20 protein-coding genes and 1 pseudogene are annotated in these 23,682 nt (G+C 68.6%); 11 read left to right on the plus strand and 10 right to left on the minus strand.

Annotated features, from left to right (window positions below):
* Window positions 1–53 precede the first annotated feature (53 nt).
* Window positions 54–2,375 (minus strand): annotated as a pseudogene (locus HUA75_RS48100) (serine/threonine-protein kinase); the annotation flags it as partial.
* A gap of 222 nt (window positions 2,376–2,597) precedes the next feature.
* Window positions 2,598–3,497, minus strand: coding sequence for an NmrA family NAD(P)-binding protein (locus HUA75_RS36930; RefSeq protein WP_174489082.1), 900 nt, complete (start codon window positions 3,495–3,497; stop codon window positions 2,598–2,600).
* A gap of 119 nt (window positions 3,498–3,616) precedes the next feature.
* On the opposite strand from HUA75_RS36930, the gene HUA75_RS36935 reads away from it, so the two are divergent.
* Window positions 3,617–4,213, plus strand: coding sequence for a TetR/AcrR family transcriptional regulator (locus tag HUA75_RS36935; RefSeq protein ID WP_174458748.1), 597 nt, complete (start codon window positions 3,617–3,619; stop codon window positions 4,211–4,213).
* A gap of 69 nt (window positions 4,214–4,282) precedes the next feature.
* On the opposite strand, the gene HUA75_RS36940 is transcribed toward HUA75_RS36935, so the two are convergent.
* On the minus strand, window positions 4,283–5,176 hold the full coding sequence (locus HUA75_RS36940; RefSeq protein ID WP_174489083.1) for a LysR substrate-binding domain-containing protein: 894 nt from the start codon (window positions 5,174–5,176) through the stop codon (window positions 4,283–4,285).
* Between the two features lie 122 nt (window positions 5,177–5,298).
* Between HUA75_RS36940 and HUA75_RS36945 the strand changes: the two genes are divergently transcribed.
* Window positions 5,299–6,177 carry a PhzF family phenazine biosynthesis protein gene (locus HUA75_RS36945; protein WP_174478452.1) on the plus strand — a complete coding sequence of 293 codons (879 nt, stop codon included), beginning with the start codon at window positions 5,299–5,301 and terminating at the stop codon, window positions 6,175–6,177.
* 41 nt (window positions 6,178–6,218) lie between these two features.
* Here the strand turns inward: HUA75_RS36945 and HUA75_RS36950 are convergent, their stop codons facing one another.
* The gene (locus tag HUA75_RS36950; RefSeq protein WP_174489084.1) at window positions 6,219–7,106 is read right to left on the minus strand and encodes an SDR family NAD(P)-dependent oxidoreductase; all 888 of its coding nucleotides are present in this window, start codon (window positions 7,104–7,106) and stop codon (window positions 6,219–6,221) included.
* Window positions 7,107–7,138: 32 nt separating this feature from the next.
* On the opposite strand from HUA75_RS36950, the gene HUA75_RS36955 reads away from it, so the two are divergent.
* Window positions 7,139–8,083: an AraC family transcriptional regulator gene (locus HUA75_RS36955; protein WP_174489085.1), complete on the plus strand. Its 945-nt coding sequence runs from the start codon at window positions 7,139–7,141 to the stop codon at window positions 8,081–8,083.
* A gap of 113 nt (window positions 8,084–8,196) precedes the next feature.
* On the opposite strand, the gene HUA75_RS36960 is transcribed toward HUA75_RS36955, so the two are convergent.
* The gene (locus tag HUA75_RS36960; protein ID WP_141646060.1) at window positions 8,197–8,448 is read right to left on the minus strand and encodes a hypothetical protein; all 252 of its coding nucleotides are present in this window, start codon (window positions 8,446–8,448) and stop codon (window positions 8,197–8,199) included.
* A gap of 94 nt (window positions 8,449–8,542) precedes the next feature.
* Entirely contained in the window at window positions 8,543–9,034 is a 492-nt protein-coding gene (locus HUA75_RS36965) for a hypothetical protein (RefSeq protein WP_174489086.1), read from the minus strand.
* Between the two features lie 119 nt (window positions 9,035–9,153).
* On the opposite strand from HUA75_RS36965, the gene HUA75_RS36970 reads away from it, so the two are divergent.
* The 8 genes from HUA75_RS36970 (at window position 9,154) to HUA75_RS37005 (ending at window position 16,926) form a co-directional block, all read left to right on the plus strand.
* On the plus strand, window positions 9,154–9,912 hold the full coding sequence (locus tag HUA75_RS36970) for a hypothetical protein (protein WP_246137514.1): 759 nt from the start codon (window positions 9,154–9,156) through the stop codon (window positions 9,910–9,912).
* 392 nt (window positions 9,913–10,304) lie between these two features.
* Window positions 10,305–11,768 (plus strand): SH3 domain-containing protein, encoded by a 1,464-nt coding sequence (locus HUA75_RS36975; protein WP_254627958.1) that lies wholly within the window; start codon window positions 10,305–10,307, stop codon window positions 11,766–11,768.
* A 119-nt stretch (window positions 11,769–11,887) separates the two neighbouring features.
* Window positions 11,888–12,955, plus strand: coding sequence for an alpha/beta fold hydrolase (locus HUA75_RS36980; RefSeq protein WP_174489087.1), 1,068 nt, complete (start codon window positions 11,888–11,890; stop codon window positions 12,953–12,955).
* On the plus strand, window positions 12,952–13,779 hold the full coding sequence (locus tag HUA75_RS36985; protein ID WP_174489088.1) for a MerR family transcriptional regulator: 828 nt from the start codon (window positions 12,952–12,954) through the stop codon (window positions 13,777–13,779). Before HUA75_RS36980 ends, HUA75_RS36985 begins: the two co-directional genes overlap by 4 nt.
* 408 nt (window positions 13,780–14,187) lie before the next feature.
* Complete coding sequence (locus HUA75_RS36990; RefSeq protein WP_174489089.1) at window positions 14,188–14,634, plus strand: hypothetical protein; 447 nt, start codon at window positions 14,188–14,190, stop codon at window positions 14,632–14,634.
* A gap of 87 nt (window positions 14,635–14,721) precedes the next feature.
* Window positions 14,722–14,994 carry a hypothetical protein gene (locus tag HUA75_RS36995; protein WP_174489090.1) on the plus strand — a complete coding sequence of 91 codons (273 nt, stop codon included), beginning with the start codon at window positions 14,722–14,724 and terminating at the stop codon, window positions 14,992–14,994.
* Between the two features lie 145 nt (window positions 14,995–15,139).
* A complete protein-coding gene (locus HUA75_RS37000; RefSeq protein WP_254627978.1) occupies window positions 15,140–16,033 on the plus strand; it encodes an RNA polymerase subunit sigma-70 in 894 nt (297 codons plus the stop codon).
* A gap of 74 nt (window positions 16,034–16,107) precedes the next feature.
* Window positions 16,108–16,926, plus strand: coding sequence for an alpha/beta fold hydrolase (locus HUA75_RS37005; protein WP_174489122.1), 819 nt, complete (start codon window positions 16,108–16,110; stop codon window positions 16,924–16,926).
* Window positions 16,927–17,087: 161 nt separating this feature from the next.
* Here HUA75_RS37005 and HUA75_RS37010 read toward each other — a convergent pair whose 3' ends face one another.
* The 4 genes from HUA75_RS37010 to HUA75_RS47810 all read right to left on the minus strand — a co-directional run bounded on the left by HUA75_RS37010 (window position 17,088) and on the right by HUA75_RS47810 (window position 23,495).
* Window positions 17,088–17,279 (minus strand): hypothetical protein, encoded by a 192-nt coding sequence (locus HUA75_RS37010; protein ID WP_174489092.1) that lies wholly within the window; start codon window positions 17,277–17,279, stop codon window positions 17,088–17,090.
* Window positions 17,276–18,160 (minus strand): hypothetical protein, encoded by an 885-nt coding sequence (locus HUA75_RS37015; protein ID WP_174489093.1) that lies wholly within the window; start codon window positions 18,158–18,160, stop codon window positions 17,276–17,278. Before HUA75_RS37015 ends, HUA75_RS37010 begins: the two co-directional genes overlap by 4 nt.
* Before the next feature lie 8 nt (window positions 18,161–18,168).
* Complete coding sequence (locus tag HUA75_RS37020) at window positions 18,169–18,531, minus strand: cytochrome c oxidase assembly factor Coa1 family protein (protein WP_174458762.1); 363 nt, start codon at window positions 18,529–18,531, stop codon at window positions 18,169–18,171.
* Between the two features lie 62 nt (window positions 18,532–18,593).
* The gene (locus HUA75_RS47810; protein ID WP_217446449.1) at window positions 18,594–23,495 is read right to left on the minus strand and encodes a tandem-95 repeat protein; all 4,902 of its coding nucleotides are present in this window, start codon (window positions 23,493–23,495) and stop codon (window positions 18,594–18,596) included.
* Window positions 23,496–23,682 lie beyond the last annotated feature (187 nt).

Consider the following 23,682-nt stretch of genomic DNA (forward strand, 5'->3'; position numbering starts at 1 on the left):
CGGCCGGCATCCGCGAGCTGGAGTCCGCCCCAGAGCGCATCCGCTGGCCGGCCGAGCCGCTCCCACTCGTGAGTCGCGGCCTGGAGGCGCTCGCGAACGGCCCGGACCTCCGCATCCTCCGAGAGCCAGCGCTTGAGCGCTGGCCACTCGCGCAGGAGCACCTCGTGGGCAATCTCCCAGGCCGTCCCTTCCTCGGAATCGCGAGGCATCACGATGCGCTCCCGGGCCAGGGTGGCCAGCGCGGCTCTCCGCGCGGGGGGCGCCTCGCTCCCCAGGAGTTCCACCTCGAGCCTGGGCCTGCGCTGGTCGTTCGCGGTGACCAGGCGCACGAGCATCGCGCGAGCCTCCCGGGCCTCGCGCGGCGGAAGCCGGCGGAAGAGGGCATCCGCATGCTGGGCGAGCGCCCCCGAGACGCCACCCATGGACGCCAGGGCCTGTTCGGTCAGGACAGTCGCGGCGCCGCGGCTGTCCCACAGGCGCTCCAGCGCGAACTCAATCAGCGGCAGCGCGCCGCCCTGCGCGGCGAACTCGAGCAGACCCTGCACCATCGCCTCGGACTCGAAGCGCACCCCGTGGACCTGAGCAGGGTCCTCGATGAGCTGCCGCAGGTGCTCGCGCTGAATGGGACCGAGCAGGAACAACGCGCCCGAGAGTTCCGACCCCAGCGAGGGGAGCGAGGTCAGCGCATGCAACAGGTCGCTGCGTGCCGTGGCGAGCACGCGCAGCGAGGGCAGGCCGGCACTCAGCTCCGAGACCGCCCGGGCGGCGAGCCCGGCTTCCTCCCGGTCCGCGAAGGACGCCCACTCCTCGAGCTGGTCGACGAAGAGCACCAGGCCCCGCCTGGGCCCCAGGGCCCGCACGAGTTCGCGCGCGAGCAGGCCTGGCTCGGACCGCAGCCGCGCATCCAGCTCCGCGGGCGGGGTGCCGAGCACCTCCGCGCAGACCGCCACCAGGGCGCGGAGCGGATGACGCCCGGGGAGACAGGTGAGGCTCTGCCAGCTCCTGCCCGCGCCCAGCGCCCCCTCCCTGACCGCGGGCAGTACCCCGGCGCGACACAGCGAGCTCTTCCCCACTCCGGACTCCCCCGCCACCACGACGAGGCCGCTCGACTTCAGCCGTTCGACCACCGCTCGAACTTCCGAGCTCCGGCCGAAGAAGAGCGCGCGGTGCTCCGCCTCGAACGGCATCAGCCCGCGGTACGGATTTCCCTCGGGCACGCGGGCGGGGTGGGCCTGGAGCAGACGCTCCAGCGCCTCACGGAGCGCGTCGCCCGAGGCATAGCGCCGCGCCGGGTCGCGCTCCAGGCATCGGTCGATGACGTCCGCCAGCCGGCCATCCGCCTGCGGCGCCACCTCCCCGAGCGGTCGCGCGGCGTGCTCGGCGACGACATCGCGGATGGGCCCCTCGGGCAGGAACCGCACCGGGGGCTTGCCGGCGCACAGCTCGTAGAGCAGCGCGCCCAGCGCGTAGACGTCACTTCTGCGCGTCGCGGGCTCGCCACGCCAGCACTCCGGTGGGAGGTACAGCGGCGTTCCCACCGCCGCTCCCACTTGTGTGAGCGCGGCGGACGCAACGCCCGGGACCACCGGCTCCGTGACACGCCCCGGTCCGACGATTCCCGGGAGCGTGTCCTCGGGATTCGCGGCGAGGGCTCGCGGTGCGCCGTCACTCGACTCGCCCCCTCGCGCCCCGCGTTCGGTGCCAGGGATGAGCGGGAGCCCCGTGGCGACGGGCTCCTCGGAGAATTTCGCCAGACCGAAGTCGAGCAGCTTCGCTCCGTCGGACCCGAGCATGGCGTTGGCCGGCTTGAGGTCCCGGTGGAGGATGCCCGCGCGGTGTGCGGCGGCGAGCCCACGCGCAAGGTCGATGCCGATGGCCAGCGCGCGCTCCCCCGCGATGGGTTTGTCGAGCCGGTCGAGGCCGCCCCCCTCGATGAGCTCCGTCACCATGTAGGGCTGCCCATCGATGGTACCGATGCGATGGACGGCTACGACGTTGGGGTGCGCCAGGCGAGCGATGGCGCGGGCTTCGATGAGAAACCGCTCCCTGCGGGCGACATCGGGCCCGAGCGCGCCGAGGAACTTGATGGCCACCTGCCGCTCCAGGAGCGTGTCTTGCGCGAGCCACACCTGCCCCATGGCGCCCTGCCCCAACAAACGCACCAGCCGATACTCATCGAATTCGCCGGGGGGTAACCATACGGGAGGCGGCATCCCCCGGAACTCTGGCGCCACCACGCCGATTCGGCACGCTCTTTCGGCGCCATCACGCCATTTCAGCGCGACTCCAGCGCGAACCTCTCTTCCAGGCGCGCTGGCCTCACAATTGCTCACACCTGCCCCATGGAGCGCCGCCCTGGTGCTCGGAGGCGGCATGACAACGAGACGAGGGCATCATGCCTGGCGATGTCTGGGATTGATGGGCGGCGCGGAGATTGCGGGCGGCCACTCCGCCTGTTCGCTCCCGGCAACAGGCCTGCGTCCGACCCTGCGCCACGGCGCCCGCATGTCGAACGCGCGGCAGGGGCACTCCTCGCCAAGCCCCGCCTGGTGTGCCCTGACGTTCATGGACAGGCGTGGCTCAGCGATGAGGTCACCTCAAGGCCACGTGGCGTGGACCCATTGCGCGAAGGTCCGTGGCGAGAGGCCGAGGGCCCGCGCTTCGTCGGGGCGGGCTGGACTCGGATTTTCGTTCAGGTAGCGCTGCGAGTGGACGAACGCAGGGAGGAGGCCCTGTGCGAGTGCCTCTTCCGGAGTCAGGTCGGGCGCCTCGACCTTCGTCTTCCAGGCCTCCGAGAGGACCGCCGATATCTCGCGGAGCGAGCGGACATCGCCGGCGAGCTCGAGGTTGCGGCCATCGAAGCGCTCCGGCTCGGCGATGATTCGCGCGACCGCCTTGCCGATATCGTCGACGGAGATGAGCGACAGCCGGGTGTCGGGTTTGAGGACGGTCAGCAGCCGATTCTCCACCCAGTTCGCGAAGAGGAATGACGGGCGCACGAAGTTCTCCATGAACATGGACGGCCGCAGCACGGTCCAGTGCGGGAAGCCGGCGTCCTTCACGAGCTCGTCGAGATACGCCTTGCTCTCCCAGTAATGCTCCAGCGTCTTCCAGCGCCCCTCCTTCCAACCGGGGACGCCGCGATGATGGTCGCCAGCGCCGGAGACCGAGGTGTGGACGAACTGCGGGACGCGCTCGGCGAGCGCCGCCTCGACGAGGTTCCGCCCATGCCTCGTCTCGGAGTCGCCTCCGAGGTCCTTGAGGTCGGGCGTCTGCACCGAGAAGACCGCGTCGACGCCGCGGCAGGCCGCGCGCAGCGAAGGCGGGTCATCAAGATTCCCCGAGGCAATCTCGACGCCGTGCTCGCGGAGCCCCGCCACTGCCGGCGCCTCCAGGTTTCGGACCAGCGCCCGCACCGCGACGCCGTCGGCGCGCAGTGCGCGTGCGGCCGCTCCGCCCTGTCTGCCCGTGGCTCCCGTCACCAGAACCGTCTTCATGGCCCACCTCATCGCAACGTGGCCGGCGCTTTATTGCAACCAGTTCGTTGCTTTGCTGAAGGTAACGTCCCCGGAGGACAAAGCAACTTGTTCGTTGCTTTCGTGCTAGAACGTTCGGGATGGCTTCGAAACAGCAACGGGGCGAGCCGCTGGTCGCGAAGATTCTCGAGGCGACCCTCGAAGAGGTCGCGCGGGTCGGCTACGAGAACCTGTCAATCGAGGCGGTCGCCGAGCGCGCCGCCGTCAACAAGACGACAATCTATCGCCGCTGGGAAACGCCGGAGGCGCTGGTGCTCGCCGCGTTCGAACGCGTGTCCGACCAGGACAGCTTCCCCAACACCGGCTCGCTCCGGGGCGATCTCCTCGACTACCTGCGCCGCTATCGCGCGGTCTGCCGCTCCCCCGTGGTGCTGTCGCTGATGCGCATGCTCTTCGCTGGCAGTGGCGGCAAGGGAGAGCTCTGCAAGGTCATCCAAGAGCGAATCGAACGCTCCGAATGCAACGCGCTTGTGATGTTCGAGCGGGCGGTGGCGCGCGGCGAGCTCCCGAAGGACACCGACATGCCGCTCGTTCGTGACCTCCTGCTCGGCAGCGCCCGGAATCTGATTTTGTTCCGCCATGACACCTGCACCGACGAGACGCTCGAGCGCGTCGTCGACGTGATGCTGCTCGGCGCCGCCGAAGGCGGTCGGCGAAAGAAGTCGGCGCGACGCTGAGGCACCCCACGAAGCGCATTCGTCCCATGCGTTACACGCGGACTGGGACGACCCACGAACAGGTATGAATCATGGGGGCGTCATCAGGTTGCGTTGAAACCACTCCCGGAGGGCGACGACGTCGGCACGGGAACTCAGGCTCGGCGCGCAGACGAAGTGATAGGTCTCGCCGCGAAGAACCTCGACGAACGGCTGGCTCAGCAGTCCCGCGGACAAGGCGTCGGCCACCAAGACCCGGCTGACGATGGCAACCCCCTGCCCCGCGAGCGCGGCCTGAACCGCATGCAGGCCGTCCGTGAACCGGATGCCGGCCTCGGTATCCACCCCTGTGACTCCGGCCTCGGCACACCAGCGTGCCCACGTCGGCGGGGGTCTGGGCACACGCTGCCCGTCGATGTGGATGAGCTTCGCGCGGCGCAGGTCGCTGGCGCGCGTGAGTTTGAGTCTCGGGCTGCACACGGGGGCGAAGGTGTCGCGCTTCAGCACCGTGGCCTCGGCCCCCGGAAACGGGCCCCTGCCATAGCGGATGGCCACATCGACTTCGCCCGCTTTCAGCACCACGGGCGCGTTTCCGGCATGCAGCCGGAACTCGATGTCCGGCAAGAGGCGGCGGACCTCATCCAGACGCGGCACCAGCCACTGGCTCAAGAAGCCCGTGGTGGCGGACAGTGTCAGCGTCACGGGCGTCGGGCCCTTCCGCAGGCGTGAGACAACCCGGCTGATGTCCGCGAAACCCGCCGCGGCCGCCTCGTACAGCTCCGCGCCGGCCGACGTCAGGGACACGGACCGTGGCGTCCGGTCGAGCACACGCACGCCCAGGTAGGCTTCGAGCTGCCGGACCTGGTGGCTGATGGCCGTGGGCGTCACGAAGAGCTCCGCGGCGGCGGCCTTGAAGCTGGAATGTCGGGCGGCGGCGTCGAAGGCGCGCAGCGCGTTCAAGGGAGGAAGCTCGTACGGAGGCATGCTGAATCCAGCTCATCTTCAAGGTGAGAACTTCGCTTTTGCGGCGGCACCCGAGCCTCATTAGGTTTCCGTCAGGTCCGAGCAAGGTGAATGTAGCTCATCTACGACCGAGGAGAAGACGCATGGCAGAGCTGGCATCCGGGCTGATCGATGTGTTCGCGGATACTCCGCTGAGCGGCAACCCTCTCGCGGTCGTCGAAGGCGCGGACGCGTTGCCCGACGACACGCTTCGGCGCATCGCAGGCGAGTTCAATCAGGCGGAGACGACCTTTCTCCTGAAGAGCACGCGTGCCGATTGGAAGTTGCGCTCGTTCACCGCGAATGGCTCGGAGATATTCGGAGCGGGGCACAATGCGCTCGGGGCCTGGCTGTGGCTCGCCGAGCACGGAGCCCTCGGTTCGTTGGATGCGCCGAAGACCTTCCAACAGGAAATCGGTACAGACGTGTTGCCCATCACGCTCGAGGCACGTGCGGGCCGCATCCATGGACGGATGAAGCAGTCACCATTGAAGCTGTCTCCGCCACTCGATGAGGTCGGCCCCCTGGCCGAGGCGCTTGCCGTGCCTGTCGCGGATGTCCTGACGCACCCGGCGCCCCGCGTCGCCAGCACCGGTGCAGGTCATCTCCTGGTTCGCGTTCGAGACGCGCTGACTGTTGATCGCGCTCGCCCCATGAGTGACAAGTTGCTCTCGGTGCTGGCGGCCGCGGGGGCCGAGGGCTGCTATGTCTACGCGTTCGACCCGGCCGCGCCACGGACAGCCTATGCGCGCTTCTTCAACCCCACGGTCGGTCTCTGGGAAGACGCGGCGACGGGCACGGCCGCCGGTCCGCTATGCGCCTACCTGGGTTCGGAGGACCTGCTCGCTGAGGACAAGACGCTCGTCGTCGAGCAGGGTGTTCATATGGGCCGGCGCAGTTTGTTGCATGTGCGCCTGACGCCGGAGCCCGAGCTCTCCGGCTCTGGAGTCGTGGTGCTTCGCGGATTGCTCACGGTGACGTGACACTCACTCGACGCCCACGTGCTTCTTGTCCTGGGCGCGAGTCACGAACCTGGGCGCAGCACGGCTTCGGCGAGCCTCCAGACGCTGGCCGCCAGCTCGGCGTCGTACGCAATCGCTGTGGGCTGATATTTCTTCGGACTCTTGAGCGCGGCACCTCGCGCGCGCCGGACGTCCTCATCGAGCAGGAAGCGAAGGCCGTTTTCAGCCGAGCGCTCCGGCGTCGTCGCGATGAGTGCGTACAGCGCGCGGGCCCACCACGGCTGCTCGCGAATCGAGTCGGTCGTCGTAGGACCCACGCATGAAATCGCGATGCTGATGGGCAGGTCTTTCCACCTTCGCGCGGCCTCCTGAACGTGCAGGAAGCCGAGCACCTGCGACGACATGAGCGAAGCCGTGAGCGTCCACTTGCGACGCTCGAATTGCAGATCGCCCACATCCGGCACGAGCCTCGCGGGAGGGCTGGCGCCGATGTGAAGAATCCGTCCATCTCCGGACGCCGCGAGCGCATCGACGAGCTTCAGGTTGAGCCCGGCCCGCGCGAGGTATTGCAGTCCGAAGGCGTGTTCGTAGCCATCGGCCGTCGTCTGACGCGTCCGAGCCCGCAGGTCCACGTTCATCGCCGAGTGGATGAGGCCATCGAATGTCCTGCGCCAGGCCAGGATGTCGCGGGCAGCGGCTTCGATGCCCGCGACCGACGAGAGGTCTGCCCGTGCCCACCGCGCGTCACCGGCTCCGGCGTCACGCAGCAGCTTCGCCGTGGCTTCGCCCCGTGTGGCATCTCGGCCCAACACGAGCACGTCCGCGTGTCGCCGCGCCATCGCGAGCGCGGTGGCTCGACCAATGCCACTCGTCCCACCGGCGAAGACGAAGGCCTTTCTTCTAACGTCTCTCGACATCAGCACCTCGTGGAGTTCAAGTCCGGGTGCCATGGTCTCGGACGACCTGCTACGAAGCGTCTCGAATGGTTGATGGAACGTCCGACGATGCGCTGACGTCGCTTCTCTCCACCGTGAGGCTTCGCGCGAGCGTCTTCGGCGCGAGCGAGCTCGCGGCGCCCTGGGGCGTCAGCACCGAGGGTCTCGGCGCCTACGTCTGTTACGTCATTCCAGAAGGAAGTGCCGTCCTCTCCGTGCGTGGGACTCGCCGTGCCCTCCCCCTCCTGGCGGGCGGTGTTGCGCTGGTCCGCGCGGGCATGGCGCACGAGCTCAAGGACTCGCTCAAGACGCGCGCCGAGCCCTTCGAGCGGCTTCGCGCCAGGTCCAAGAGCGCGACCTCTTTCTTCCGCGGCGGCGGCACCGGCGCGCGAACCCAGGTCATCTGTGGGACCCTCGAGGTCGACGAGATTGACCGCGCCCTCTTCGACACCGCGCTGCCACCAGTCGTGAGCTTGAAACACGAAGAGCTCTCGGGGGCGACGCGGCATCTGGTCGCCGCGCTCACGTCCGAGGCTATCGACCGGAAGCCCGGGGCATCACTGGTCCTGACGCGGCTGGCGGAGCTCCTCTTCGTGCAGGTCGTTCGCGCGTGCATCGGTCTCGATGTTCGGACCGCCAGTTGGCTGCGAGGAGTCGGACACCCGGCAATCACGAAGGCGCTGGCTGCGATTCATCGCGCGCCAGGAGAAGCATGGACGCTCGAACGTCTCGCGGAGGAGGCGATGTTGTCGCGGTCGACCTTCGCGGCGACCTTCCACGACATCGTGGGGGAGACGCCGTTCGCGTATCTCACGTCGTGGCGCATGCGAGCCGCCGCACAGCTCCTCGCGTCGTCTGAACAGAGCCTCAAGGTGATTGCCAGCACCGTTGGCTACGCATCTGACGAGGCCTTCTCGCGAGCCTTCCGAGCATGGGCCGGTATGCCTCCCGGCGCATACCGGGGACGGTCGCCAAGGCGTGCGGACACGTAGCCGTCCCGCCTCGAACACCTGTGCAGCCGGCTTCCCATCTCGTCGTTCGAGCGCCTCCCCTGTTCGGTCCCCGCACTCGAACGGGCATCCCACAACGACCTTGGCGCGCACCGCTAACGCCTGTTGATGAGGTAGCGGAGGACCGAGCCGAGGCCGGAGAAACGAAATGAGGGGTCGATGTATTTTTCGATGACGTAGAAGGCGAAGTAGTAGGCGCGGCAGAAGGCCCAGATGGCGAGGCTGAGCAGGAGCAGGACACGCCACTCGGGCAACTGAAGGAGGACGAGCGCCGACGACATCAGGCCGATGACGACGAAGAGGCTCGCCTTGATCCACATCCATCGGTGCGATTGCAGGTCGCGCATGCGCGAAACCTATACCGCCGCTGAGACCTTCGACAGCGCAGGGGGCCGCGGGGCACCAGGCCTCGCCTCCGCATCAGCCGCGCTCGCTCTTCCCCTAGCTCTTCGGACAGAGAACATCATCGTCGTCCTTGATGTACGCCAGCAGGAAGTCCTCCAAACTCCCTAGCGGAAACTGGGGATCGTTGCCGCTATAGAGGCCGAGGACGAGGGACACATATCCCTTCCATGGCCCTGACACCCACAGCGCGTACCACCACGATTGCTGAAGGTAGTCGGCGAAGATGACCGACGCCTCCGTGGCGTTGCAACCGTACCCTGCGTCCCGCAGCACGTCGGCGGTCGCGCGAAGCTCCTCGGGCAACCAGAAACGAAACCCCCGGGAATCATCATCCGTTGGAAGCCCGGCGATGCGGAGGAACGCTTCGTACTCTTCCGGAAGTACGCCAGGAAGCGACCGCCAGGCGTCCGCGACGTCCTTCATCGCGACCGGCTGGACGTTGAGGTGCCGCTCCAGCCAGTGCTGCCGAACCTGCGTCGCGATATTCGTTATTGCAGCCATGGCGCGGCGATCCAATCCATCAAGCACTTCAACAGCCCCAGTGCTGCAAGCGCAGGTTTTCGACGGTAGCACGGGTCAATTTCGCTGCGTGTCCTGGACGAACCGCGAGGCGCGGTGGAGCAACAGGCGCGTGCTACCTTCGGTGGATGGCAAACCACCTCGCCTGCATCGGAATCCACGCCAACGACAAGGCGGCCTTCGGGCGCGTCCTGGACTCCCTGCTGGAGCACACCACGGTCGCGGGCACGACACGCGACCACGAGTTGAAGGTGTGGTCCGACACTTCGGGCGCGAGCTACAGCTTCGTCTTCAACCACGCGCACAAGGTGCAGTGCGCCATCCCGGGCTTCCGGGCGGAGTCGCGCCTGCGGGTCCGCGCCACCGACTTCGCCCTCCACGAGAGCTGCCGTCTCTGCGACCCGCTGAAGGCAGAGATGGTCGACTCCGAAGGCCACGTCCTCTACCCGTTCGCCACGCAGCTCGATGACCTCGCGCTGGTGCGCGAGCGCATCCGGCCCGGCATGGTGCTGGAACTTGCGCCGTGCGCCTTCGCGGAGTCGCTGCAGGCCTGGCCGGACGAGGCGGCCTACCTGACCTCGCGCAAGCCGGGGAAGGCGCTGCGGGGCTCGAAGCTCTTCATCCCCAATCCGGCCTCGCTCCTGTCGAAGAGCAGCACTCCTCCCCCGGTCGAGCCCCGGGCCTACTTCGCCGGGCAGGTGGAGGCCGCGGACGTGCGCACCAACGGCGTCACCGGCCACCAGTTCCAGCACGCCCTCGTGCGGACCTATGGAGGCACCTATGACGTCCTCGCGGCGGCAGACGAGGCGACGCCCCAGCTACGGCCCGGCAACATCGTGAGGGGGACCTTCTGGCTGGTGGCGAGCGTGACGGCGGGGCTGGGCTGAGCCCGACCGCGAGAGTGGCCATGAGCTTGCGCGAGAAGCGCACCCATGTGCCTCCCAAACCCGGTCGCCGCATCGCGAGCGCGTCACTGCCATGAGCGCCAGCGCGTCGCGGCCAGTGAACGAGCCGTGAACTCCGAGGCGACAACAGCCCTGACGGAGGGGCATCCCAGTGGGCCCGTGAAGGCGGCGAGCAGCCGACAAGGCGAGCCGTCCGTTCAAGGAGCTTCTGGAGCGACTGCCTCCCGGAGAAAACGCCGCGCGCCTGCGAAATAGCTCTCGCCCAGAGTTCGTTGTGCCTGAGGGTGAGCAGCCAGTTACAAGTGCGATGACCTGCTCGCCCCCGCGCGCATGCACGGCCGCATGAGCCGTCTTCCCCCCTGGGAGTTGAACGAATGAGCCGCCTGGCATCCCCCTCCACTCAGCCTCGTGCGACGACGTGCCGGGCTGGCGCACGCACATGGCGCACGCGGATTCTCTCGCTCGCGGTGATGGGGACCACCGCCAGCCTTGCCGCCTGCGCCGCGCCGTCCGCGCTCGCCGTGTCTCCATCCGGGGTGCCCGCGTTCAGCGAAGACATGCTGTCGCCCGAGTTCTGGATTCGCCGCGCGCCATCTCCCGACGAGGTGCTGCTCGATGCCAACCAGGTGGCGGCCAAGCGCATGCGCGCCTTCGGTCCGGATGGCGGCCTGATCGACCTGAAGCGCATCCCGGCCACGCTGACGCGGGCGCAGGTCGCCGGCTGGGTCAAGGATGCGCAGCAGACGCCCATCCAGGCAGTCATCGACGAACAGGGCCGACCGGTGACGGCGGCGATGCTCGAAGAGCCGCGCCAGAACACCGCGACCGAACACATCCCCGAAGCCTCCACCGCGCGCTACGGCCTCAGCGTGCGGCGCACGACCCTGCGGTCACTGCCGTCCGACCGGAAGTTCTTCGCGGCGGAGAACCTGCGCGACTACGAAAGCCTGCAGGCCGGCATCCTCTTCCCAGGCGAGCCGGTCGTCATCGCGCACCACAGCGCGGACCAGCAATGGCTGTTCGTCATGACGACCCAGGGTCCCGCATGGGTCCGGCGCGCCGATGTCGCGGAAGGCTCGGCGGACGCGGTGTTCTCGTACGTGGCGAAAGCGCCCGGGCGCGTCGTCACGGGCGACCAGGTGCGCACGGTTTCCACGCCGGAAGCACCAGGAGTGTCTGAACTCGAGCTCGACATGGGGGTCGCGCTGCCACGGGCCGACGTGGCACCCGGTGAGCCCGTCAACGGCGCCAGCAGCTATGCATCGTGGCCGGTGCTGCTGCCGGTGCGCGATCAGGACGGCACACTGGCGTTCCAGAGCGCGCTGCTGCGCCGTACCGCCGACACCGCGCCGGGCTATCTGCCAATGACACGCGCCAACATCCTCCGCCAGGCGTTCAAGTTCCTCGGCGAGCGCTACGGCTGGGGGCACCAGTTCAATGCACGCGACTGCAGCGGACTGACCAGCGAGGTGTACCGCAGCCTGGGGCTGCTCCTGCCGCCCAACTCCGGGATGCAAGGCAAGAGCGCGGCGCTGAACCACCGCCCCTTCACTGCACAGGACTCGCACGCCGAGCGGCTGCGCGCGCTGGCCCAAGCGCAGGTGGGTGACCTCATCGTCGTTCCCGGTCATGTCTTGATGATCATCGGCCACGTCAATGGCGAGCCCTATGTCATCCAGGATGTCCCGTTCGCCGTGTTCAAGGACCCGGCCACGCAGCAGCTCCGCAAGACGAAGCTGAACCAGGTGTCGGTCACGCCTCTGCTGCCGCTGTATGCCGACGACACGACCCTGTACGTGGACGCCATGACGAGCCTCGTACACGTCACGCGGCCATAGGCCCGGCCGCGGGCGATGAATTCCATGCTCGCGCGGGCCTCCGCCGCTTGACTCTCCCCCAAGGGGAGACCGCCACCCTCCGCTCCATGTCACCCGGAAACAGGTCTCGGAGGATGGTCATGGTGGGAGTACTTGGAACACTCGTCCTGCTGGTCGCGGCGGCAGCGGGCACCTGGTGGTGGATGGGGCGAGCGCTCTTCCAACCAGGCACCGTGGAGCAGTTGCTGGCCGCGCGGGGCGAAACGCTGGACGTTCCCCCAGGACAACGTGCGGATGGGCCGTCCTGGCAGGTGTCGCCGGACGTAAGGCTCCACCACGCGGCCGTGGGTGATGGGCGGGACGTCGTCGTCGTGCATGGCGGCCCGGGACTCCCGCCAGCGGAACCCTGGCGCGCGGCGGCCATGACAGGCGACGCCCTGCGCTGGCACTTCTATGACCAGCGAGGCTGCGGCGCCTCCTCGCGGCCCTTCACCCACGCGCCCCCTGGCGGCACGTGGCAGGCCATGCAGGCGGTGGAGCTGCGCTTGGGACTCGCCGCGCAGCTCGCGGACCTCGAGCGCATCCGGCGCCTGCTGGGCAAGGAGCGCCTCACGCTCGTGGGACACTCCTTCGGGGCCCTGGTGGCCGCGCTCTACGCCGCGGAGTGGCCGGAGCGGGTCGAGGCCCTCGTGCTGGTGGCACCCGCCCCGTTGGTGACGATGCCCGCGGGTGATGGCGACCTGTTCACCCAGGTGAGGGCCCGGTTGGACGCAACGGGCCAACGCGAGCTGGCGGCGTGGCTGAAGCACACCTTCGACTTCCCTGCCCGCCTGAAGGACGACGAGGCCCGGCTCGCCGAGCACTTCGCCGCCTTCGGCCCCCTGTACGTCCAGGCCACGCGGCACGCCCGCCCCGACGCGAAGCTTCCAGGCGCTGGTGCCGCGGGAGGCTTTCTCTCGCTGGGGCTCTACCTGAGCCTGGGCCGGCATCACGACTGGACGGAATGGTTGCGCCGGGTGCGCGCGCCCACGCTCGTCATCCATGGCGCCCAGGACCTCCAGCCGCGCTCGGCCACGGAGCGTGTGGTAGAGGCGATTCCCCACGCGCGACTGGTGGAGCTGGCGGACAGCGGGCACTTCCCTTTCGAGGAGCAACCCGAGTCCTTCGCGGCCACTGTGCGCGCCTTCCTCTTGGAGGAGGAGCGGTGAGCGGACTGCTGTATTCCATTGGCGAGACTTCGCGCATCACCGGGCTGACCGTGAAGGCCCTGCGCTTCTACCAGGAGAAGGGACTGCTCGAACCCTCGCGCGTGGACCCCTCCTCTGGCTATCGCTACTACACCGAGCGCGACATCGCCCTGGCCCACACGCTGCGCGCGCTGCGCGACCTGAAACTGTCCCTGGAAGAGATTCAGGGAGTGCTCACGGAGGTGGCAGCGGGCGCCTCGCTCGCGGAGCAACTGGGGCGAGCGCGCGCCCGGCTCGCCGACGAGGCCGCCAGCGCGCACCGCTCCGTGCTCGCGCTGGACACGCTGCTGCGAAACCAGGCCCAGGCGGAGGCGTACCTGCGCGCACCGCCGCCACTCCTCGAGCGCTGGCTCCCCGCGGCCCGCGTCGCCGTGCACCGGGCCCGGGGACGGTACTCCGACGCGTCGGTGGCCTTCCCCAGGCTGTTCGCCGCGTGCGGCCCCCACGTGGCCGGTGCGCCCTTCTGCCTCCTTCACGAGGCGGAGTACCGCGAGGAGGACGCGGACGTGTCCTGGTGTGTCCCCCTGGCACCGGGAGCCACTCCGCGAGGTGTCACCATCGAGGAGGTGCCCGAGGTCCAGGCAGTCACGCTCGTCCACTCAGGGGCGCCCCAGTCCGTGGGCCCATCCTGGGCTCGCCTCTTCGCATCCCTTCACTCGAAGGAGCGCACCCCAGCCCTTCCCCTGCGCGAGACGTTCCTGCGCGTGGACACACAGGAGAGCGCCTCCTGGTTGACCGAGCTCGCGCTGCCGTGGGAGGGGAACGGGCCTCGAAGCAAGACCTGAGTCAGCCCCTCCCGATGGATGGGCTGAGCCAGTGCCTTCCTTGGAGCCACTGGAGAAGCGTGTACGCGCCAGGCTGTGCAGCCGCGTTCACATCGACCTCTGGATTGTGCAAGGAATTGCACAGCCCTGATATGGGCGCCGTCGAGGATGGGGAGACTGGGACAGGGCCAGCTTCTTGCTGGGCGACGGGGCATGAATACCCTCAGGCATCTGTCGACCTGGCCGTCGTTCGTGGCGCTCGGATGGGTCCTCCTCGCGCCAGGAGTCGGCCGTGCATCGGAAGCCGAAGCGTCGCCCGGTGAGATGGCGTCAAGCCCACAGCCTCTCAGCCCGGCCCCGCTGGTGGACGCGCCTCGGGAGGAGAGTGGTGGACGGTATGTGGGGCGCATCGCGGCTGAGTTCGGACTGATGGCCGCGACCTCGATGGCGGCGGCGATCCCCGGAATGCTCATCGGCGCGACGAGCTTGCGGGAGGATCCACCGTCCCGCTTCGACTTCGTGAACCTCGAGGGAGCAGGGCGTGGGTTTCTCGTGGGGGCCGCGATAGGTGCTCCGCTGGGCGTCTGGTTGGGTGGGCGGGCCACCCAGGGGAGAGGGACCTTCGGGGGCGTATTGCTGGGGGCTGGAACCGGGGGCGGCCTTGGGCTGCTGGCCTCGACGCTGGTTCCGAAGAAGCACGAGGATATCGCGCCACTTCTCTTTCCGGCATTCGCCATGGCCGGCTCACTCATCGGCTACGAGGTGTCCCACGCCTCGAACATGGCGCCTTCGGCCCCCGTCGACGAGGTGAGCATCCTGCCGGTGCTGGCCCTCGACGCGAAGGGAAGCATGCTGGGCCTGTCGGGCCGGTTCTGACGACCCCGACGCAGGTGCTCGGGGCCACCGGGCGCGAGGAGCAGGCAGACGCGCTGGCGCACTGGCTGCGAATACACCTCAAGGTGGATGAGACCGCGCCGGAAGCGCTGCGCTCCGCCTGACTCACGACGCACGAGACACCGAACCCGAAGTGGCACCACGTGGGAGCAGCAGGCCTACGTCAAAGCCTCCAACACGGGGGGCAACGACAACTTTGGCCTGCGCCTGGCGCTCTCGGCGGATGGCCACCTGCTGGGTGTGGGTGTCCCCTACGAGGACAGCAAGGCGAAGGGCATCAACGGCAACCAGGCGGACAACAGCAGCGAGGACAGCGGCGCCGTCTACCTCTTCAAGCTCTGAGCCGCCCTCGCGCGGGCCTGCATCGAAGCCGCGCCAAGCCCGCGTTTTCACTGGGGCCGGGGAGGAATCATCGGTCGACCGATGATTCCGGCCCCTCCGCGTCGTTTGGGTGTGGATGATAGAGTCCACACCCTCCCCGCCCCTGATGACCGCCTTCGACGCGCTCGTGCGACCGCACCGCCGCGCGCTGCATCTCCACTGCTACCGCATGGTCGGCTCATTCGCGGAGGCCGACGACCTGGTGCAGGAAACGCTGCTGCGCGCGTGGAATGCGCGCGAGGCGTTCGACGCGAGCGGCGGTGAAGCCGGGATGCGGCGCTGGCTGTACCGCATCGCCACGAACGCCTGCCTCGACCACCTGCGAAGCTCTTCGCGGCAGGCGGCCTCCGCGCGCTCGTTCGCCGAGATTCCCTGGCTGCAGCCCTACCCGGACGTCCTGCTCGAAGAGGAGGCCGTCACGCGCGAGTCCATCGCCCTGGGCTACCTGGCCGTCATCCAGCGACTGCCGCCGAGGCAGCGGGCGGCCTTCGTGTTGTGCGAGCTCCTGGACGGGTCCGCGGCCGAGACGGCCTCCCTGCTGGAGACCTCGGTCGCGGCGGTCAACAGCAGCCTCCAGCGTGCCCGCGCCACGCTCTCCCGCCACGAGCCCCCCGCACGCGGCGACGCGGTGAGCGCCGACGAGCGCGCGCTGCTGGAGGCGTTCATCTCGGCGCACCAGAGCGGCGACTGCAAGGCGTCCATCGCGCTGCTCACGCGCGACGTGCGGGTGACCATGCCCCCACTGCCCGCGTGTTTCGAGGGCGTGGACCAGGTGCTCCCGCTCATGGAGCGAGCGAATGCCATGGGCGAGTGGAGACTGGTGCCGGCGTGGGCCAACCGCATGCCCGCGGCCATGAGCTACCTGCGGCGACCGGGAGACCCCGCGCTCCGCGCCTTCAAGCTCGACGTGCTGCATGTACGCGACGGCCGCATCCACGAGATTACGACGTTCGAACCCAGGCTGATGGCCGCCTTCGGCCTGCCGGAGGTGCTCGCGTGAGAATGCTCCTTGTCGCGCTGTCCCTCCTCGCCGTCTCCTGCTCCTCCATTCCCTCCTCCCGAGGCGCTTCCTCCATGACGCCCCCCACCCTCCCGACGAAGACCGGCCATGCCCAGGTGAATGGCCTGCGCCTCTATTACGAGGTGCGCGGCGTCCCCGCTGACAGAGTCCTGCCGCTCGTGTTGCTGCACGGAGGACTCCACAACACCCTGATGGACGCGCCGGTCGCGACGCGCCTCGCGCAGGGGCGCCAGGTCATCTCGGTCGACCTCCAGGGCCACGGCAGGACCGCCGACATCGACCGCCCCTTGCGCTACGAGCAACTGGCGGACGACCTCGCGGCCCTGCTCGACGAGCTGCGCGTGCCGCGAGCGGATGTACTGGGCTACTCGCTCGGCGGGGGCGTCGGCCTGCGCCTCGCCGTCCAGCATCCGTCGCGGGTGCGCAAGCTCGTCGTGGTGAGCTCGCCGTTCAGCAGTACCGGCTGGTACCCGGAGGTGGCCACGGCGTTCCAGCACCTGACGGGCGCGCTCGCCGACATGATGAAGCCCGCGCCGGTGTACCAGACCTACGCCGCCATCGCGCCTGATACGGCGGGCTTCGCGCGCCTCATCGACAAGACCGGCGAGCTCCAGCGTCGCCCCTACGACTGGTCCGTGGAGGTCTCGAAGCTCCCCATGCCCGTGCTCCTCGTGTTCGCCGACGCGGACTCCATGCCGCCCTCGTACATCGCGCGGTTCTACGAGCTGCTCGGCGGGGGCCAGCGCGACGGCGGTCTCGACGGCAGCGGTCGCCCCAAGTCGAGCCTCGCCATCCTGCCCGGCCACACGCACTACGACCTGTTCGAGTCCCCCGCGATGATTACAACCGTCGAGCCCTTCCTCGGGCCCTGACCTGCCGGGCGAAGCCGGACCTTCCGAGCCAGGTGGCCCCAATCCGGTCGCTGCGTCATGCGCGCGTCAATGCCTGTCCACAGCCCGTCCCACGTCCGGCATGGAGCCCTCTGAAGTGCGACAGACGCCACTGCATTCCTTATGCAGCGGACCGGAGGGCGTTAGATATTGGTGACGAGGAGCCTCTTGAAGACGTAGTCCGGACGGGGGATCCGCGGGTCGTTGCTCAGGGTGATGAAGGTCAGGTACCGCGCGCCAACGGTGGTGAACTCCTGGGGCTGTTGCTTGAAGATGAATGAATTGGGAGCGCCAGGATGCCCGCGATAGGCGGTCGGCGTCAGACCCTGGATCAAGTGCCTGGGGCCGGTCCACCGAGACGAACTCCGCGCATGGCTCGCACCGAGCGCGCAAGGCTCTCAATGGATACCGAGTGGCCGCGCTCCGCCAGCAACTCGACGAGCACCGCCATCGACGCGTCATCGCCGAGCGCCATGAGCGCCTGGCTGCGCGAATCACTCGCCAGCCAGTTGAGCGCCGCGCGTGATGCCAGGCCCTTGCCCTGACGCAGCCGGTCCTCGACCTCGGGCTTCAGCGCGGAGTGCCCCGCGTTCGCGAGGGACATCACGCGGTCATAGTCGACAGAGCCGTCCGCATCGAACACGGTGGGCTCGAACACTTCATCGAACGTCGCGTGGTCGTGGATGTCGGGGGTGAACTCGGTCCAACCGCGCGCCCCACACACCACCGTGCGGCGGCACCGGTCCGCGTCGACGCACGTGGTGCCATCCAGCAACACGAGAGCGGCTTCACACGAACGCGCCACCAATACCGCGCCGCCGTCGCCCCACGCTCCACTCACGATGCCGAGCCCGCCGCCGACAATCAGGTCGCCCTTTATCTCGACGCGTGCGCTCGCGGCGAAGCGCATGTTTCTCGCGCGCACGTCGCCAGTCACCACCAGCGCGCTCGACAGGTAGTCGTTGGTCCTGCACACGAGGTCACCACTCGTCTCGAGGTCTCCATCGATGACGACGGCCCATGGACCTCGCCCGCTCTTGATGGTGTCCTCGCAACGCACGCTGGCATTGACGATGCGTGGCACGACGATGCCATTGGTCTCTGGGTCGTTTAAATCCTCGGTCTCCAGGAACGAGGTGAGCCAATCCGCTCCGGCAAACCGCCTGGCGACTTCCGCGAACGTCGTCACTTCACCGAGTTCATCGAGCCGAATCATGGGCCTGTTCAGAACTCGGCGACGACGTTGATGACCTTGCCGTCCTGCGCCATCACTCGAAGGCGGCTGAATCCCCAGACCTGGCTTGTCTGAACCGCCTTCACATGCAGCACGCCGTCCTGCTTGCTTCCCGAGAGAGCAATCTGCATTTCGGCGACTGCGTTATCGTCACGAGCCTGGGTCGTGCCCGAGAAGAAGAAGCTGCCACTCACGGGCGCGCCCAGTGTCTGGATGACCTGCTGATGGTTCACGACCCGAGCGAGCGCCTCCTCATGGGGAAACTGACCCCGGAACCACATGCCGCCGCAGCCGCAGCACATCAACGGAAGTCCCACCAGCGCTCCAAGCACCCACTTCAGCGTCGGCGACATTCCTGGCTCCCGGCCCTTCTGGGCCTGACGACGTGACGGGGAGCACTCTAAGCGTGTGCTGCCTATACCGATAGAAACGAACGGGAACCCCGGCGCGCGAGCCGTCCGAGGAGGAGCACGAGCGCGAAGGCAAACGGCGCCGAGGCGCCCGCCCCTGGATGCGCCTCACAGCCACATCCAGAAGTCCGTGGCCTCTCATTCCCGGTTCCAGGGTCGACGGGAGGCGGCGACGCGCGAGGAACCACGGTGAGGGTGCGCGAGGGCTCCGTGGCGCTGTGCCCGCCCTGGTTGTCCACCGCACGAACCCGCCAGGAATGCAGTCCCACCGCGAGTCGCTCGTCCTCTCCGACCAGCTCTCGCGACGTGGCCCCCGGGAGCGCGAAGGTCCGGACGACGCGCCCCTCCTGGAGGAACTCCAACACGTAGTCCAACGCGTCCCCATCGACGTCCACGGCTGCCTCCCACTGGAACGTGGCAAGTCCTCCCTCCACCACGGCTCCGTCCACGGGCGACAGGAGCCGGGGCATCGAAGGTGAGTCATTGATGGGCGCCACGTGGATGGACACCGTGGCGGGCTCGGACTCATGCACGCCATCGGAGACGCGGAAGGTGATGCGGTCCTCTCCGTGGAAGTTCGCGGCCGGAGTGTAGCCGCGCTCCGCGCCCTCGCCGCTCAGTGTCCCGTGCTTCGGAAGGGACTCGATGCTGAACGTGAGCGTGCGGCCTTCGGGGTCCTGTCCCTGGAGCGTCACGGCGATGTCCGTGTCCTCCGCGGTGGTCACCTCACCCTCGGTCGCCGAGGGCGGCAGGTCGGGCTTCGGAGGAACGATGAAGGACCACTCCGCGGAGGGCCCGCTGGAGGCACCGTGGGAGTCGCTCGCGCTCACGCGCCAACGCCAGACACCCGACGGCAGCGCCTCCTCATCGCCGAGCGCACGCGACGTCCGCGCCGTGGCATGGCGGTGGATGACGACGCCCGTCTGGAGCAACTCCACCTCATAGCTCACCGCGTCTGCCTCGAGGTCCGTGGCGGCTTCCCATTGGAAGGTGACTCGACCGCTCACCGCCTGGGACACACCGTCCGCGGGCGACAAGAGCCTGGGGACGGACGGGGCGTCGTTGACCGGGTCGACCTGGAGGGACACCGTCGCCGGAGCGGACGACAGCTCTCCATCGGAGACCGTGAACACGAAGCTGTCGGCCCCGTGGAAGTTCGCGCGAGGCGTGTACGTCAACGCGGCCCCCTGCCCCGCCAGCGCTCCATTCGCTGGCGGCGTCGTCACGGTGAAGGTGAGGGCCTGCCCCTCCGGGTCCAGTCCCCGCAGGACAAGGGACAGCGCGGTGTCCTCGTTCGTGGCGGCGGTGTGGCCATTCGCGATGGGCGGCTCGTTCCTTCGAGGCAGGGAGATGACGACTCGCTCAGCGGAAGGCGCGCTCGAGGCGCTCCTTGCGTCCACGGCCCGCACCCGCCAGGAGTAACGCCCCACGGGAAGCTCCTCCGACTGAGGCAGCGTGTACGTGGTCGACGCGGTGACGCGCGTCCGCGTCACGACTCCATCCTGGAGGAGCTCCAGGTGGTAGCTCACGGCGTCTCCCTCGATGTCCGTGGAGGCGCTCCAGGTGAAGGTGAAGAGTCCTCCCTCGGACTCGGTGCCATCCGCGGGCGCCAGCAGCCCCGGAACCGACGGCGCGTCATTGACGGGCGTCACCTGGAAAGTGACGGTCGCTGGCGCGGAGAGCAGCTCCCCATCCGAGACCTGGAACGTGAAGCTGTCGAGGCCGTGGTACTGGGCCACTGGCGTGTAGACGTAGTCCACGCCCGCGCCACCCAGGGAGCCATGCACTGGCGCGGGTCCCAGGGAGTACGTGAGCTCCTGCCCCTCGGGGTCCGTCCCCTGGAGGATGAGCGCGAGCGCGGAGTCCTCGGGGAGCAGAAGGTTCTGCCCCAGCGCGGTGGGCGGCTCGTTGTCGTTGAAGGAGACAAACCGTCCACGGCTTCGCCTGCTCTGGATGGACGGCGAAGCGTCATAGCGCTGGTAGACGACGAAGGCCGACCGTCGCAGAGGGGACGCGACGATGGCGGGGACCTCCTCCGCCTGGGCGTCCGCCGCGATGGACAACCCCTCGGGCTCGCGAACGAGCCCCGCCCCGGTCACCCGCGCCCCGTAGATATCGCCCTTGAACCTGTAGGAAGGGAGGCCCGGGGGCTCGTTCCGGAAATCCCTCCAGACAACAAGGTACTCCGCGCCCAGGGAGGCCACGCTCGGGGAGGCGTGGCCTTTCGTCGACTGGGTGATGAGGATGCCCTGGGGGTCCAGGACCTGTCCGTCGCTCCTCACTCGCATCCCCAAGACGGCGTATGCCGCTCGCCAGACCACCAGATAGTCCGCGCCATTCGAGGCGAGCCGAGGCTCCGGCCGCACGGAGGGGGCTGTGACGAGTCTCAGCCCTTGCGTCTCCAGCACCGCGCCCGCGCTCGTCACCCGCGAGCCGTAGACGTCATTGTTGACGCTGGTGGTGGTGGTGTTCCGCGCGTCCTGCCAGACGACGAAGTAGTCCTTCCCGTTGGAGGCCACCGAGGGCAGGGACCTGGACCTGAAGGACCTGGCGATTCGAATGGCGGGCTTGTCCCGCACCACGCCCGTCCTCGTCACCCGCGCCCCGAGAATGGGGCCGTTGAAGTCGAGGTCATCCGCCCAGACCACCAGGTAGTCCGTCCCGTTCGAGGCCACGGCCGCCCCACCCTCCACCTCGGCCACGTTGGAGATGCTCAGGGCCTGTGGGCTCAGCACCTGCCCCGAGCCCGCCACCTGGACGCCCGCGACAGCCGGAGAGCCCGCGCCGTACGTGCTCCACACGACGAGATAGTCCGTGCCATTGGAGGCCACGGCGGGCGCGCGCTGATCGAAGGCCGCGGTGGAGAGCGCGATGCCCTGTGGGTCCAGCAGCTCACCCGTGGGCGTCACCCGCGCGCCGTAGACGTCGCTGCCGCCGCCACGAAGGTCTTCCCAGACGACCAGGAAGTTCGTGCCGTTGGTCGCCACCGCCGGCGCGAGCTGCGTGTTGCTCGCGGTGGTGAGAACCCGGGGCGTGGGCGAGTCCACCACCGTCCCCGTCCCCGTCACCCGGGTGCCCTCGATGATGTGGGAGCTACGCGACGTGGTCGCCGCCTGGCTCAGCCAGACCGCGAAGAAGTCCGCGCCGTTGGATGCCACCGCGGGGTACATGCGCGTCTGGACAGAGGTGGTGGGGCCCAGTGCCCGCGGAGCTCCGAGTGTGCCCTCGGGCGTCACGAGCGCGCCATGGACGCCGCTTCCATGGTCCCACGCGACGAGGTAGTTCGCGCCGTTGGCGCTGACGCGGGGCTCCACATAGGTAGCGCGTTGCCGGGAGACGAGCAGTCCGGTGCCATCGAGCACCTCGCCCTCCGCGGAGAGGCGCGCGCAGTAGATGCCACCCCCGGAGGCGTCACCGACGCGCTCCCAGACGACGAGGAACCCCATGCCCAGCGAGGCCACGGACGGGTGTACCTGCAGCTCGTTCATGCGGGAGATGACCCGGCGAGACTCCGCCACCACCTCGCCCAGGGCAGAGACCCGCGCTCCGCGAATGTCTCTCTCCCCTGGGGCGATGGAGTCCTCCCAGACCACGAGGTATTGCGTGCCATTGGAGGCCACGGAAGGATTGTGGTGACGGTCCGACGGCTGCGACAGATTCAGGTCCACGGCCTCCAGCCGTTGCCCCGTGCTCGTCACCCGCGCGCCCACGATGTTCGCCGAATCACCGCTCGGATACTGTCGCTCCCACACGACGAGGTAGTCCGTACCGACCGAGGCCACCTTCGGGTCGTGTTCGTCGTGGCTGTCGAGCGAGAGGGTGATGCTCGGCGTGTCTTCCACGCGCCCGGCGCTCGTCACTCGCGCGGCCTGGATGTCCGCGGTGGGGCCGGTGATGCCGCCGGGCAGGGTCCTCCAGACGACCAGATAGTCCGTGCCATTCGAGGCGACCTCCGCTGAGTCCTGGTGACCCGGCTCCGTGGAGATCTTGATGCCGGAAGGGTCCAGCACCACACCCGTGCTCGAGACCCGGACGCCGTGGAGCGCGCCGTAGTACTCGCCACGAGCGTCGGACCAGACGACGAGATAGTCGGTGCCATTGGACCCCAGCGAGGGAGCGCCCTTCCATTCCCCCCAGGCGGGACCGTGGACAGGCAGGTCCACGCCCTGCTCGGGGGTGATGACCGTCGCGAGGGTGACCGGGAAGGCGGAGGACTTCACCAGCGCCTCGGGCACGCGGAACCCGAGGGTCTGGTCCGCGTATTCGGCTGGAAGCGTCGTGCGCTGGCCCTGGCTGTCCACCCAGGTGGCATGGCCATAGCGAAACCCAAGGCCCGTCTGGGGGGCCGCGAAGTGGAGCCCCTCGGCCGTGCTCTCGACGAAGGCAAGCCCCGTGGCGGGCATGCTCACCAGGAGGTCTCCCTTGCCTCGTGGCGCTCCAGGCAGGTGCCACGACTGGGTGATTCCTTCTTCCTCGTTGGCCAGGTGCTCCGTGAGCTCCGCCCGCTCCAGGCGGAGGCGGCCCTTGGCCTCCACGCTTCCTGTCGCCTCCCCCTGTTTCAAGAGTGCATCACCTCGCTGCAACCGAGCCGGTCCCAGATGCAGCGGCGCGCCCTTCACCCGCCCATCCCGAGGTGAGAAGGGCGTCAGGGACATCCCGTTCGTGGAGGCCCGGACCTCATAGGTCGAATGGCCCCCGCTCCACTGCTCGCCCTCGGGGCGGTAGGCGAAGTGGACCTGCCTCATGACGGAGGCCACGTCGAAGGGCGCGCTGACCGCCGTGCTCGTGGGCGCGGCGACGGACTCGGCGGGAGGTCGTGAGCGGCAGCCCATCCAGGCGAGGAGCGCGACACCCAGACAGAGGCGCAGGGCTCCCCTGGGTGCGTGACGAGGGAAAGTGGAAGGCATGGCGGTCGTGAGGTGGGGGATGAGTGCTTCCGCCGGGCCCGGAAAGCATCGAGAGGAGCAGGTGCTCCCTGTTGAGTCGTGGACGCCAGCTTGCACCACCTGGGCCACGACGGTGTCTGCCTGATATTGCGTCCCGCGGGCGTCGTCTGCGCAAGGCGTTGCACGGTGCTGCGCAGCGGCCTGCTCG

The organism is Myxococcus sp. CA040A (assembly GCF_013336725.1).
Classification (GTDB): Bacteria; Myxococcota; Myxococcia; order Myxococcales; family Myxococcaceae; genus Myxococcus; species Myxococcus llanfairpwllgwyngyllgogerychwyrndrobwllllantysiliogogogochensis.

Excerpts from the sequence above, each read along its gene's own strand:
- HUA75_RS36930 (WP_174489082.1), bottom strand. The coding sequence starts at position 3,497 with ATGAAGACGGTTCTGGTGACGGGAGCCACGGGCAGACAGGGCGGAGCG.
- HUA75_RS36935 (WP_174458748.1), top strand. The coding sequence starts at position 3,617 with ATGGCTTCGAAACAGCAACGGGGCGAGCCGCTGGTCGCGAAGATTCTC.
- HUA75_RS36940 (WP_174489083.1), bottom strand. The coding sequence starts at position 5,176 with ATGCCTCCGTACGAGCTTCCTCCCTTGAACGCGCTGCGCGCCTTCGAC.
- HUA75_RS36945 (WP_174478452.1), top strand. The coding sequence starts at position 5,299 with ATGGCAGAGCTGGCATCCGGGCTGATCGATGTGTTCGCGGATACTCCG.
- HUA75_RS36950 (WP_174489084.1), bottom strand. The coding sequence starts at position 7,106 with ATGGCACCCGGACTTGAACTCCACGAGGTGCTGATGTCGAGAGACGTT.
- HUA75_RS36955 (WP_174489085.1), top strand. The coding sequence starts at position 7,139 with ATGGTTGATGGAACGTCCGACGATGCGCTGACGTCGCTTCTCTCCACC.
- HUA75_RS36960 (WP_141646060.1), bottom strand. The coding sequence starts at position 8,448 with ATGCGCGACCTGCAATCGCACCGATGGATGTGGATCAAGGCGAGCCTC.
- HUA75_RS36970 (WP_246137514.1), top strand. The coding sequence starts at position 9,154 with ATGGCAAACCACCTCGCCTGCATCGGAATCCACGCCAACGACAAGGCG.
- HUA75_RS36975 (WP_254627958.1), top strand. The coding sequence starts at position 10,305 with ATGAGCCGCCTGGCATCCCCCTCCACTCAGCCTCGTGCGACGACGTGC.
- HUA75_RS36980 (WP_174489087.1), top strand. The coding sequence starts at position 11,888 with ATGGTGGGAGTACTTGGAACACTCGTCCTGCTGGTCGCGGCGGCAGCG.
- HUA75_RS36990 (WP_174489089.1), top strand. The coding sequence starts at position 14,188 with ATGGCCGCGACCTCGATGGCGGCGGCGATCCCCGGAATGCTCATCGGC.
- HUA75_RS36995 (WP_174489090.1), top strand. The coding sequence starts at position 14,722 with ATGAGACCGCGCCGGAAGCGCTGCGCTCCGCCTGACTCACGACGCACG.
- HUA75_RS37000 (WP_254627978.1), top strand. The coding sequence starts at position 15,140 with ATGACCGCCTTCGACGCGCTCGTGCGACCGCACCGCCGCGCGCTGCAT.
- HUA75_RS37005 (WP_174489122.1), top strand. The coding sequence starts at position 16,108 with ATGACGCCCCCCACCCTCCCGACGAAGACCGGCCATGCCCAGGTGAAT.
- HUA75_RS37015 (WP_174489093.1), bottom strand. The coding sequence starts at position 18,160 with ATGATTCGGCTCGATGAACTCGGTGAAGTGACGACGTTCGCGGAAGTC.
- HUA75_RS37020 (WP_174458762.1), bottom strand. The coding sequence starts at position 18,531 with ATGTCGCCGACGCTGAAGTGGGTGCTTGGAGCGCTGGTGGGACTTCCG.
- HUA75_RS47810 (WP_217446449.1), bottom strand. The coding sequence starts at position 23,495 with ATGCCTTCCACTTTCCCTCGTCACGCACCCAGGGGAGCCCTGCGCCTC.